Source organism: Mannheimia pernigra (genome assembly GCF_013377995.1).
GTDB classification, from domain to species: Bacteria; Pseudomonadota; Gammaproteobacteria; order Enterobacterales; family Pasteurellaceae; genus Mannheimia; species Mannheimia pernigra.
This window is the reverse complement of sequence record NZ_CP055305.1, coordinates 1230429-1244005: the sequence shown is the minus strand read 5'-3', so window position 1 is coordinate 1244005 and position 13577 is coordinate 1230429. Positions and strand designations below refer to the sequence as shown.

9 protein-coding genes are annotated in these 13577 nt (G+C 39.8%); 2 read left to right on the top strand and 7 right to left on the bottom strand.

The window, feature by feature from the left end; translation table 11 throughout:
- Positions 1-7 precede the first annotated feature (7 nt).
- The 3 genes from HV560_RS06040 to hemC are packed head-to-tail and all read right to left on the bottom strand — an operon-like array spanning position 8 to position 3110.
- Entirely contained in the window at positions 8-1390 is a 1383-nt protein-coding gene (locus HV560_RS06040) for a uroporphyrinogen-III C-methyltransferase (RefSeq protein ID WP_176812393.1), read from the bottom strand.
- A gap of 15 nt (positions 1391-1405) precedes the next feature.
- Positions 1406-2170, bottom strand: coding sequence for a uroporphyrinogen-III synthase (locus tag HV560_RS06035; RefSeq protein ID WP_159629415.1), 765 nt, complete (start codon positions 2168-2170; stop codon positions 1406-1408).
- 1 nt (position 2171) lies between these two features.
- A complete protein-coding gene (hemC, locus tag HV560_RS06030; RefSeq protein ID WP_176808127.1) occupies positions 2172-3110 on the bottom strand; it encodes a hydroxymethylbilane synthase in 939 nt (312 codons plus the stop codon).
- 286 nt (positions 3111-3396) lie between these two features.
- Here hemC and adhE point away from each other — a divergent pair, with 286 nt between their 5' ends.
- Positions 3397-6006 (top strand): bifunctional acetaldehyde-CoA/alcohol dehydrogenase, encoded by a 2610-nt coding sequence (adhE, locus tag HV560_RS06025; RefSeq protein ID WP_176809781.1) that lies wholly within the window; start codon positions 3397-3399, stop codon positions 6004-6006.
- Positions 6007-6107: 101 nt separating this feature from the next.
- Here adhE and HV560_RS06020 read toward each other — a convergent pair whose 3' ends face one another.
- The 4 genes from HV560_RS06020 to HV560_RS06005 are packed head-to-tail and all read right to left on the bottom strand — an operon-like array spanning position 6108 to position 12431.
- Positions 6108-7502: an efflux transporter outer membrane subunit gene (locus HV560_RS06020; protein ID WP_176812392.1), complete on the bottom strand. Its 1395-nt coding sequence runs from the start codon at positions 7500-7502 to the stop codon at positions 6108-6110.
- 3 nt (positions 7503-7505) lie between these two features.
- Entirely contained in the window at positions 7506-8630 is a 1125-nt protein-coding gene (locus HV560_RS06015; protein WP_176812391.1) for an ABC transporter permease, read from the bottom strand.
- Positions 8631-11366: a ribosome-associated ATPase/putative transporter RbbA gene (rbbA, locus tag HV560_RS06010; protein WP_420371388.1), complete on the bottom strand. Its 2736-nt coding sequence runs from the start codon at positions 11364-11366 to the stop codon at positions 8631-8633. It lies immediately after the preceding gene.
- Positions 11367-11369: 3 nt separating this feature from the next.
- On the bottom strand, positions 11370-12431 hold the full coding sequence (locus HV560_RS06005) for an HlyD family secretion protein (RefSeq protein ID WP_176812389.1): 1062 nt from the start codon (positions 12429-12431) through the stop codon (positions 11370-11372).
- 248 nt (positions 12432-12679) lie between these two features.
- On the opposite strand from HV560_RS06005, the gene HV560_RS06000 reads away from it, so the two are divergent.
- Positions 12680-13576: a homocysteine S-methyltransferase family protein gene (locus HV560_RS06000; protein WP_176808121.1), complete on the top strand. Its 897-nt coding sequence runs from the start codon at positions 12680-12682 to the stop codon at positions 13574-13576.
- Position 13577: the final 1 nt, after the last annotated feature.

The following is a 13577-nucleotide window of genomic DNA, read 5'->3' as shown; positions in this document are numbered from 1 at the left end:
TTACTGATTATTGTGCCAAAGGAGTAGGCTGTTCAGCTTCCTCTGATTTAGCTGGTTCTGTTTCTACTGGTTTTACAGGCTCTGCCTGCTCCAACTCTTTCTCAGCTTTAATTTCTACTTTATCAATTTGTTGGGGAGCTTTATTAATTTGCTGAGATAATACTTTCAAGCTTTGTAGAGAATCTGGAACATCAACATAGATAGTCTGTTCAGCTAAATCATCAATCTCTTTTAAGAAATTTTGCACATTATCATTTGAAGTATCGAAATAACTTCTTACCCAAACTCCCACTGTTTGCAATGATTTTTTATAGAACTCACTTTGCTGACGAGGAATTGCTAAAATCGCAATTTGTAAACGTAAACGGATATTTTCACGTAAGTAAATTTCTTGATTAGGTGCAACAAAGGCTTTCTCATCAGCAACATTACGCTTAGATGATACACGAATAAAATGATCTAAGAAGGAAGTTGCACTTCTCTCTAAATTTTTCTGCCAATCTGCAATTGAATCTGTAACTTCACCTTCTGCGACAGCTGCCTGTGATTGCTCACTTTCTAAAATTGGTAAGTCATCTAATCGATTAGTCAAATTAGCCACACGCTGCATTAATGCGTTTTGGTCAATATTGTTAATATTGGTTAAAGTATTTAAATCTGCTTTAATTGCTTCACGAATATTCGTTGCATCTGAAACTTGAGCCAGAACTTGGTCGGCCTCTAAGAGCAGATTTTTAGCAGTTTCGATATCGTTATCTAATACCACTTTACGAACAGCATTATTTAATAAGAACTCAGCTTCAGATAATAACCAAAAACTCTTATCTGAACTTGAAGCCTTATTTAATTTTTCCACTTGTAACTGCAAGCCATTAACTAGTTGGGCATAATCGCTTTGTGCATTTTCAAGCTCTTTAATACGATCTAATGCTTTTTGGTAATTCATTGAAAGCTCAGCAATTTCTGCTTTTTCATTCTCAAAATTTGGTAGTTCAACTGAAGGTTTAGCCAATGCTTGCAGGTTAACCTTATCTGATAAAGCTTGCATTTGAGCTTCAACTTCACCAAATTTTTTATTTGCCATAAAATGACCCGCACCACCGACCGCAAGTGCCACTAATAAAGCTAATAATGCTAACCCTTTGCCACCTGATTTCTGTTGAACAATAGCTTGTTCTTCCGTGCTTATTTTCTTTTTACTCGGCTCTTTTTTTTCTTCAAACATAGTTTTTTCAATTGTCGATTTTTCAGTAATAGATTCGTTCAAAATACCTTCCTCAATCTCATTTTTTGCAAAAGATTGCTCAGAATTGACCGCTTGTTGGTTTTCCGCTACAACTTCTGCCGTTATACGTTCTACTTTTTCAGGTACCTTCCTCGATTTTGACATACTCGCCCACCTTAGTTAGTTATATTTGTCAACTTTAAATAATAATGTATTCATCAATGTTACATTATCAGCTTTATCTGATACAAAAATTTTCTCTGCTTGCCAGCCCATTTGCATAGCAATTTTGCCAATACGTTGGCTTACAACTACAAGATTACACTCAAATAGCCACTCTCGACAATTTTCATTTGTTTGCTCATAAAGGCTTTTTAAAATTTCGCTACTGGTTATCACAATAGTATCTATGCCTAAACGCTTACATACGCTGATTTTTTCAGGAATATCGACAGCAACCGATTCTCTACGATAACATTCCAAATATTGAATTGTTGCCCCTCGTAGGATTGCGGTTTCAGCCAATAGCTCACGCCCCGCATTTCCTCTTAAAATCAAAATGGTTTTATCGGTTAGATTTTGCATATCTGGCAGAGCCAAAACACCTTCACTATTTTCTGATTCTAGCGGATAAATAACCGCTTGTTCAGCTTTTTCTGTAAAATATTTCGACGTTCGTTGCCCTACTGCAAAATATTTCAAATCTGAACGAAAGTGAAACCCCGTATCTATTAATGTTTTAACCGCATAATCGACTGCATTCGGCGAGACGACAAAAACATAATCGCCCGATTTAAGACGAGATAACACAGAAGGCAACATAGGTAATTCTCTACCCGCCTCAATGGTGAATAATGGCTGATGCACGGCAAAAATTTGTCGTTCATTTAGCATATCGACTAATTCCTGCCCTCGGCTATCTGGGCGTGTGACAAGTACATTCATTTTATTTGATGGGATTATGGCTATAAACTTCCGCTAAAATTTTATCTGCACCTTCTGCAAGTAACTGATCTGCAACGGCAATGCCTAATTGCTCAGCATCGTCTTTATGTCCCTTAGCAGAAGCCCGAATAATTTGTGAACCATCTAACGCACCGACTAAAGCGTTCAGCGTAATTTCATCACCTGATAATGTTGCAAAACCTCCAATTGGCACTTGGCAGCCACCTTGTAATCGGTTATTCATTGCACGCTCAGCCATCACACAACAAGCGGTTAAATTATGATTTAATTTTGCAACATAACTTAGCACTCGCTCATCGTCAATTCTAGTTTCAATTCCTACAGCACCTTGCCCTACAGCGGGTAGAGATTGCTCAACAGAAATGTAGCTACGAATTCGCTCTTGTAACCCTAAACGAATTAAACCCGCAGAGGCTAAAATAATCGCATCGTACTCACCATTATCTAATTTACTTAAACGAGTTCCCACATTACCACGCAATGATTTGACGTCTAAATTAGGGTATTTCGCCATTAACTGGCACTGGCGACGTAAACTCGATGTGCCAACCACCGCACCTTGGGGTAAATCATCTAAACTCGGGTATTTATTGGAAATAAACGCATCTCGAGGATCTTCACGCTCACAAATTACCGCCAACCCCAATCCTTCAGGAAAGCTCATTGGCACATCTTTCATTGAATGCACAGCTATATCGGCTCTATTTTGCAACAACGCTAATTCCAACTCTTTAACAAATAAGCCTTTTCCACCAATTTTTGCCAGTGGAGTGTCTAAAATCACATCACCTTTGGTTGTTATCGGCACCAATTCAACCGATAATTGTGAAAAATGTTTTTCCAATTCATTTTTTACAAAATTAGCCTGCCATAAAGCCAAAGGGCTTTGACGTGTTGCAATGCGTAAAATATCTTTCATTAATTCTAAAATTAAAACACCATAATAAATGGTTCATCCTACCACTTTTTACTTGAACTGCCAAAAATAATCGCTGATTTCTGGTTATATTTAACCCCAAAACAGCTTTTTTCTACCCAAATACTTATATCGTATTTCTTGCTTTTTATAGCATATATATAACTTAAAAAATATTGACATAGATCAAATCAATGATAAAACCTTGCTGATTTTTAACGACAAAATAACTCTTTTGGGTAATAATTTCATCAGTTAAAAAATTTAAAATCTTATGAGGAAATAAACTATGATTAAAAGCACCCAAGCATTTGATGCCCAAGCAGAAGTCAATTCACTTGTCGAGAAAGGCTTACAATCCCTTGATGAGTTTAGAAAACTTAATCAAGAACAAATTGATTTTATTGTAGCCAAAGCCTCTGTTGCAGCACTAGATAAGCATGGTATTTTAGCAATGCACGCTTATGAAGAAACTGGGCGAGGTGTATTTGAAGACAAAGCCACTAAAAACCTGTTCGCTTGTGAGTATGTTGTCAATAATATGCGACATTTAAAAACAGCTGGTGTAATTAACGAAGATGATGTGACGGGTATTACTGAAATTGCTGATCCAGTCGGTGTCATTTGTGGAATCACGCCAACAACCAATCCTACTTCTACGACCATTTTCAAAGCATTAATCGCTCTTAAAACTCGTAACCCTATCATTTTCGCTTTCCACCCATCAGCTCAACAATGCTCTGCCCACGCCGCTCAAATTGTGCGTGATGCCGCGGTTGCTGCAGGTGCACCAGAACATTGTGTGCAATGGATTACACAACCTTCAATGGAAGGTACTTCAGCCTTAATGAAACATTCAGGTATTACAACTATATTAGCTACAGGCGGTAACGCAATGGTAGAAGCTGCTTACTCTTGCGGAAAACCCGCATTAGGTGTTGGTGCTGGCAATGTTCCAGCTTATGTAGAGAAAACAGCTAAAGTAAAACAAGCTGTATATGATATTGTGATGTCTAAATCTTTCGACAACGGTATGATCTGTGCATCTGAACAAGCGGCGATTGTAGATAAAGAAATTTACGCCGATTTTGTGAAAGAAATGCAATCTTACGGCGTTTACTTGGTAAATAAAAAAGAGAAAGCCTTACTTGAAAAATATATTTTCGGTATAGATAAAGCGAAAGATGAAAACTGTGCGGGTGCAAAACTGAATTCTGCGGTAGTAGGTAAACCTGCCGCTTGGATTGCTGAACAAGCTGGTTTTAAAGTGCCAGAAAAAACTAACATTTTATTAGCGGAATGTGCTTTTGTCGGCGAGGGTGAACCGCTCACACGAGAAAAGCTTTCACCCGTATTAGCCTTGCTCAAATCTAACTCCACTGAACACGGTCTGGCGCTTTCTGAGGCAATGGTAAATTTCCACGGTTTAGGGCATAGTGCCGCCATCCATACTGAAAACAAAGAGCTAGCGAAAATATTCGGTGAACGTGTGAAAGCGATTCGTGTAATTTGGAATTCACCATCTACTTTCGGCGGTATCGGTGATGTGTATAACTCTTTCCTCCCATCGCTCACCTTAGGTTGTGGCTCTTACGGCAAAAACTCCGTAGGCAACAACGTAAGTGCAGTGAACTTAATCAATATCAAACGTGTGGGCAGACGGAGAAATAATATGCAATGGTTTAAAGTGCCATCAAAAATCTACTTTGAGCGTGATTCAATTCAATATTTAAAATCAATGCACGATGTGCATAAAGTGATGATCGTGACCGACCGTTCAATGGTAGATCTAGGCTTTGTTGATAGAATTACAGAACAACTACGCCAACGCCGTAATCAAGTAATGATCCAGCTTTTCACCGATGTTGAACCAAACCCAAGCTTGCAAACCGTACAACGTGGCACGGAATTAATGCGTAGCTTCCAGCCAGATACGATTATTGCATTAGGCGGTGGTTCACCAATGGACGCAGCCAAAATCATGTGGCTATTCTATGAGCAACCTGATGTGGATTTCCGTGATTTAGTGCAAAAATTTATGGATATTCGCAAACGTGCGTTCAAATTCCCACAATTAGGCAGAAAAGCGAAATTTGTCGGTATTCCAACCACTTCAGGCACTGGCTCCGAAGTCACTCCATTTGCAGTAATTACCGATGGCGATATTAAATATCCACTCGCAGATTATTCTCTCACACCTACTATTGCGATTGTTGATCCAGCATTGGTAATGTCCGTGCCGTCTCACGTGGCAGCAGATACGGGTTTAGACGTATTAACTCACGCAACCGAAGCCTACACGTCGATTTTAGCCAACGACTATACGGACGGCTTGGCGTTACAAGCGATCAAATTAGTATTTGAAAACTTAGAGAAATCGGTGAAAGAGTTTGACGAAGCTGCACGTGAAAAAATGCACAATGCTTCAACTATGGCGGGTATGGCATTTGCTAACGCATTCTTAGGTATTTGTCACTCTATGGCACACAAAATCGGAGGCAAATTCCACACCATTCACGGCAGAACCAATGCTATTTTACTTCCACACGTTATTCGCTATAACGGCACTCGCCCAACCAAAGTGGCAACTTGGCCAAAATATACTCACTATGTGGCAGATATTCGTTTCCAAGATATTGCAAGAATGCTTGGTTTACCCGCTGAAACACCCGAACAAGGGGTGGAATCCTACGCTAAAGCGGTGCATAATTTAGCTATGCGTTGTGGGGTAAAAATGTCATTACGTGAGCAAGGCGTTGATGAACAAGCATTCCTAAATGCTCGCCGAGAGCTTGCTCTACACGCATTTGAAGATCAATGCACGCCAGCAAACCCTCGTTTAGCAATGATTGAAGATATGGAAGCAATTATGACGAAAGCCTACTACGGCAAAGAATAGGGAAAGAAATAATCGTTTATCTAATAAAAATGACCGCCTTACAAGCGGTCATTTTTGTTTGCTTTTTTGCAAAAATCACAAAAAATCTAACCGCTTGTAAGCTATCTCCACCCACCACCGAGTGCTTTATACAGATTAATTAAATTCAAGGCTTGTGAAAGCTGAGATTGCATCAGTTGCTGTTGATAACTTAGCACAGCCATTCTGGCTCTAATAGCCACATCTAATGTTTTCTCACCATATTTAAACAAACTTTGGGCATCACTTGCCTGTTTTTGTGCTTGTCGTACTACATTTTGTAGTAATCGGCTTTGATTAGTTAGACTTGATTGCTGCTGATAAGCAGAATCTACCTCGCCAAGTGCTTTCAAGAGGCTATTATCATACTCAATCATCGCTGCTTGCAAGCGAGCATCTGAGGCATTAATATTTGCTTGAATTCTGCCATTAGTAAAAATGGGCAATTTTATACCGAGGCTGACTAAATTAGCTAAAGCGGAAATTGGCGATAAATCATTATTGATTTTAATGTAGCCGCCTTGCCCTAAAAACTGAATATCAAAGCGAGGGTAAAGATCTGCCTTCGCACTGGCTAACTTAGCCGACATCGCCTCCACCTGGCGGGCATTCGCTCTTATATCAGGGCGGCGTGCAATGACGGAGCTTGGCATTTGTCCGCTTGGGCTATCAGGAATTTTCGCTAACGGGTTGCCACTTTTCACGATGTGAAAGCCTTGCGGCACAGCGCCAACTAATACCGCAATATTACGTTGGAGAGCATCAGATTGTGATTGCAAAGTTGATTGCTGAGCCTGAAAGGCGATAATTTGAGCTTTAATTTCACTGATGTCATACGCCGTTGCCTGGCCCGCATTAAAACGCCCTTGAATATAACGATGTAATTCTTCTAACATAGCCACATTTTTGCGAAGGATCTCTTGTTGCTGGTCGATCGCATAAATTTTGAAATAATTTTCTGCAATGCTGCTAGAAACTAAAAGTTGAGTACCATAAACTTGCTCTTGGCGTCCTAACATTCCAGCTTTTGCCGCATCAGCATCACTACGTTTTTTGCCGAAAAAATCAGGCTCCCAAGAAGCAGAAATACCGCCTTGTGCCGTTGTCATCCCAGCTCGTTTGGGATCAAACAGCCCTGTATTCATATCCATCATTCCACCACCAACAGAGCCACTTGCCCCAACATTGATGCCCTTATCAGCTTCAGTATATTCACTATTAGCTCGAGCTTCTGCTAATCGGGCTTGAGCTAATTTAATATCAAGACTGTTCGCTAATCCTTTTTCAATTAAGGCGGTTAATTGTGGATCGTTCCAGTTTCTCCACCATTGCTGAATTTCATTCGACCCTTTAGCTGCTTGCGTTTTATCAAACTCAACTGGTATTTCAACAGAAGATTGGGTATCGACCTTAATACTGCTACAAGCGGTCAAAAAAGCAGTAAAAATTGCAATTGTCGATAAGTTATAAATGTTCATTTTTTATCCTTGTTTAGATAACATAGATTTAAATTGCATTAGTGCGATGCTTAAGAAAACCGCTCCAATTAATGCCATTTTTACTAAGTGTAGCCAGACCAAATCTAAGCTTGCATTGCGAAATAACACATCTTGAGCATAACTGCCAAGAATGGTTGTCGGCGAGAACTGCGTTAATTGTTGTGCTAGCTGTGGCATATTTTCAAGCGGGGAATTTGCTCCTGAAAGCATATACATCACTAAATAGATTGGAATACAAAGCAAACCAAATTGTGGCATTGTCGGTGCAAATACCGCCAATAAAATCCCTAATGAAGCAATAGAAAACAGAAAAATGGCTACCCCTAAAATAAAAATAGCGATTTGTTGATTACTTATTGGCGCACCGAGAAAGCCTGAAACAATAAATTTCAGTGAGAGTAAAGTAACAATTAACAGTATTACACCATTAGCAAGAATTTTTGATACAGCAATTTCACTTGAACGAACGGGCATAACCAATAAATGTTCTATTGTGCCACGTTCTCTTTCCCGAATTACTGCAGAGCCTGAAAGTAGCAAAGTTAATAATGTAAGGTTACCCACAATTTGCCCTGCTCCCATAAACCAAGCAGTATCATAATTAGGATTATATAGCACATTGATTGCAGTATTAAATGGAATAGGCAACGCTCTAGAGCCAACAAAACGTTGAATTTCTTGGTTAAAAATTTGACTGATGTAATAAGCCCCTATATTTGCTTGTGTCATTGCTGTTGCATCAACTAATAATTGCACTTTGGGCTCTTTTCCAGCTAGGGTGTCTCGTTGATAATTGGGGGGAATTTCTACAATAAAGGTATATTGACCTACATCCATTGCACGATCAACTGCTTTAGGCTCAATATCTTCCACTGTTTTAAAATAAGGGGGAATTAACGCATCTTTCAAGCGGTAAGATAGTGCCGAATGATCATAATTAATAATGCCAACTGATCCATTTTTAACATCGGTCATTCCCTGTTTAGCAATCGTAATAATGGCAAATGAAAACATATAGATAATGAGTAAAACCAAAACCTTATCACTAAATAAACTTTTCAACTCTTTAAATGCGAGGAAACCAACATTTTTAAACCAACGGTTCATTTATTTCTCCTGTTTTTTCAACGCAAAAGTTGCTAGCGCAAGATAAACGGCATAGATAATCGCCAACGCCAAATAGGGTTGAATAAAATCCGTAAATCCAAGCCCTTTAGTAAATCCGCCTAAGCTGATTTGCTGAAACCACGCCCCAGGGAAAATCATTGAAACCAGTTGCACATTTTCATCTAAGCGAGAAACTGGATACATCATTCCCGAGAAGTTAATGGTTGGCACAATCGAAATAATTGCCGCAGCAAAAATTGCAGCTACTTGCGATTTCACAAAGCTAGAAACTAACAAGCCAAAGCCAGTGGAAGCACAAATTGCTAATATCACCCCTAAAAACATAGCAGTTACTGAACCTTTAATCGGCACACCAAATACAAAAATAGCTGCCAGTACCATAATTAAATAGCTGATAAACGAAAGTGCAATATAAGGAAGTTGTTTGCCCAATAAAAACTGGAACTGAGAAGCGGGTGAGCCATAAAGATTCATAATTGTTCCCATCTCTTTTTCCCTTACCACACTCAGTGCGGTCATCATTGGAGGGACAAGCATCATCGCAAGCATAATAATACCAGGTGTCATAGCAAAAACGCTTTTGAAATCTTGGTTATAGATCATTCTAGGTTCTGTTGCAGAGGGAATGTTTGCACTAATGCCATTTTCTCTTAACATTTCCTGCATATATTGCCCGATAACCCCTTGTGCCGAACCTCGTAAATTTTCTGCCGTACTTGGATATGCCCCATCAATAAACAAACCAACTTCAGGCATTCTTTGGGCTAATAAATCACGTCCAAAATCAGATGGGATTTCTAACACTAATTTTGCTTTTCCTGTTTGTAAACTAAGGTTTATATCATCTATCGAATAAATATTGTCTTGACGAATAAAATAAGGCGAGCCAGAAAAGGCTTCAATCAATTTACGGCTCTCCGAGCTATTATCGTGATCAAGCACGGTAAAATTTAACGGTCTTATATCAAAAGAAATGCTTGATCCCATAGCCAATAACATCACTAACGGACCAAGTAAAGCAAATAATAAGCGTATATTATCTCTTAACAGTTCTTTACCTTCACGCATCGCAAAAGTCCAAACGACACTCAACCCATTTGCAAAAAATTTCTGATTTTTGACCGCTTGTAATGAGTCATTTTCTTGCTCGTTTGTATCAACTATTTGTTTCGGTGCAGTGACCTCATCGGCTTGTTCTTCTAAATAAACAATAAAGGCTTCTTCAAGCGTTTTCGCATTTTTTCCTATTCTTAATTCTTCAGGCGTGCCAACCCCAAGCACTTTTCCTCTGTGCATAAAGGAAATACGATCGCAACGAGCCGCCTCATTCATAAAGTGGGTTGTCACAAAAATCGTAATGCGATCTTCTCTGGAAAGTTTAATTAAATACTCCCAAAACATATCACGAGCGGCGGGATCAACCCCAGAAGTTGGTTCATCTAAGATCAGCACTTCAGGCTGATGCAAACACGCTGCGGCAAGTTGTAAGCGTTGGCGAATACCAAGTGGCAAAGATAACGGCTTTTCTTCGGCTAAATGAGCAAGATCAAATTGATTCATCACATTATTCACATAATGCGACCATTCACTACGCGGAATTTGGTAAAGTTTAGCGTGTAACTCCAGATTTTCTCGCACAGTCAGCTCTTCATAAAGTGAAAAAGCTTGTGACATATAGCCTACTCGCTTTCGGGTGTCGATATTACTCGCATCAATCGGCTGACCAAGCAATAGTGCCATACCTTCTGTTGGTTCAAGTAAGCCTGTTAGCATTTTCATTGTCGTGGATTTACCGCAGCCATTAGAGCCTAAAAAGCCAAAAATTTCGCCTTTAGGAATCACGAAGCTCACATTATCTACCGAAACAAAATCGCCGAATTTCTTAGTTAAGCCTTCGGCTACAATAACAGGCGGCTCATCTTTTAGTGGTTCAAAAGATGGAATAACCAAGCCATCGACCGCACCTCGTTTTTCAGGCGGTAATAATTTAATATAGGCTTGTTCTAAATTTTGGCTATTTGTTTCAGCAATGACGGTTTGAGTAGGTTTATCAACAATTAACTTGCCATCGTCCATCGCAATCACATATTCAAAGCCTTCTGCTTCATCGATGTAGGCGGTGGCGATAATCACCGTCATATCAGGCGTTTCGGCACGTAACTCTTCAACCAACGCCCAAAATTGCCGACGTGAAAGCGGATCAACCCCTGTTGTCGGTTCATCTAAAATGAGCAGCTCGGGGCTATGCACTAAAGCACAACAAAGACTAAGCTTTTGCTTCATTCCTCCCGAAAGTTTGCCAGCTGCCCTATCTGCAAATGGCAAAAGACCTGTTGCTTTTAACAGACGATGAATTCGTGCTTTTCGCTGGCTTGGAGATAAGCCAAACATTCGAGCGTGAAAATCAATATTTTCATAAATAGACAGTGTGAGATAAAGATTTTTGCCTAGCCCTTGCGGCATAAACGCCACTTTATGGGTTAAAATCTCCCTATCTTTCGCATTTGATACATCTAAACCAAAGACCGAAACTTCGCCTTGCTGAAGAATTTTTACCCCTGCAATGAGAGAGAGTAGCGTAGATTTCCCTACACCATCAGGGCCAATAAGACCAACTGTTCTGCCTTTAGGAATTTCAAGCGAAACATTATCAACCGCCACGGTATTTTTATAAGTATGGCGAAAATTGCTTATTTTAACCGCAAGCTCAGTCATCATTTATCGGCTCTCTGGCAGTTTTACAGATAATGTTTCAGGCCAATCTACGCTTTTATCATATTTCACATAGCCCATTGCTGTCATACCGCCTTTGAAAAAGCCAACATATTGCTGAGCAATTTCCGCTGGAATCTGTAACTTCACTTTAAACATTAATTTTGTGCGTTCTTCCGCTGTCTCTACAGATTTTGGCGTAAATTGAGCTTCACTTGCAACATAGCTAATTTGAGCAGGAAAAACGTAATCTACACCATCAATTTTAATACGAGCTTCTTCGCCTATGTTGACATTATTTGATTGATAAGCGGGTAAAAATACATTTAGGTAAACCTCTTTAGTATCGAGCAAACTCACCACTTTTGCCCCCATACCCACTACATTACCGACATCAACAATACGATACTCTACTCTACCTGCAATCGGGGCTTTAATTAACATATCATCATTTTGTGAAGAGGCTTGGTTAGCCGCAGCCTCTGCCTGATTCACATTTGCTTCTGCTTGAGAAATGACTGCCTGAGCCTGATTAACCGCAGCTTGTGCTTCTGCTTTGGCAGCTTTTGCCGTTTCAACCGCTGCTAACGCTGCTTTATAACTTGCCTGACGACGTTCTAATTCACTGGCAGACACTAAATTCTCACGGCGTAATTTTTTCGCATTATCCAATTCTAATTTGGCCACTGAGGCTTGTTGCTGTTGAGCACTCATTTCTGCTAAAGCACGGGCAACGGCTTCTTCTGCCCGTAATTTTTGGGCTCTCGCACTTTCTACTTGTGCTTTTGCAGCAGAAATTTGCGCTTCTGCAGAAATGACTTGGCTTTCTGATTGGGTAGAAGAGAATCGTACAAGCGGTTGGTTTTTCTCAACATTTTGCCCCTCTTTAACCAAAATTTCTTCCACTTTTCCTGCATAAAGCGTAGCAACATCTAAGCGTTCTAATTCTAACCGCCCATTTACCGACGCAACACCCGATAATTCGGTACGCTCGCTCTGTATGTAGTGCCATAAATAAGCGCCACCTGCCACCACTACAATTAAAGTAGCAATTAAAAATTTCTTCATCTTTTATCCTTAAAACCTATCAACTGGTCTGAACTGTAAACCAATAGCATTCTATAACCCAATCGATCCGATAACAACATAAACCATCTGGCAAAACGTGCTTTCTTAATTTATCTTGAATCAAGCCAGCTATAAAAATTTCACCAAAAATCTAATTTATACTATTTAGTTATAAGCACTTATGCCAAAAAACCTGTAAACTGCTCGAATTTATTTTTTATGGTCTTACCTTTCAATGAGGAAATTTTATGTCAATCACGATATTAGACGGTGGAATGAGCCGTGAATTAATGCGTCGTAACGCACCTTTCCATCAGCCAGAATGGTCAGCAGCTGCACTCTATGAAGGCTCGCACTTTGTACAAGCCGTTCACGAGGATTTCATTGCCAATGGGGCAGAAATTATTACCACCAATAGCTACGCCGTTGTACCTTTTCATATCGGCGAAAAACGTTTTGCCGCTGATGGCAAAAGTTTGGCGGATTTAGCTGGCCGTCTTGCAAAACAAGCGGTCAAAAATTCAGGAAATTTTGCAACTCAAATTGCAGGATCTCTACCGCCAATGTTTGGTTCTTACCGAGCCGATCTAATTAAAGCCGAGCGTTTTACTGAAATTGCTCAACCATTAATTGATGGTCTTTCACCTTATGTGGATATTTGGTTATGCGAAACCCAAAGTGCGATTATTGAACCCATTTCAATCAAGGCATTATTACCCAAAGACAATCGCCCACTTTGGGTCTCTTTTACTCTTATCGATGACGAACCAACCCCAGAACCACAACTTCGATCAGGCGAAAATGTAAAACAAGCAATAGAAAAAATGGTAGCATTAGATGTGCAAGCCATTTTATTTAATTGTTGTCAACCTGAGGTGATAAGCAAGGCGTTGGCGGTGACACAAAAAACCTTAGCAGAACTAAAAGCCAATCATATTCGCATCGGGGCTTATGCGAATGCCTTTGCTCCACAGCCCAAAGATGCAACCGCAAATGATGGTTTAGATGAAGTGCGTAAAGATTTAGATCCCGATGCTTACTTAGCTTGGGCAAAAAAATGGACTGAACAAGGGGCAACTATTATTGGTGGTTGCTGTGGTATTGGTGTGGAATATATTGAAACACTTGCAAAAAATTTAAAGTAAG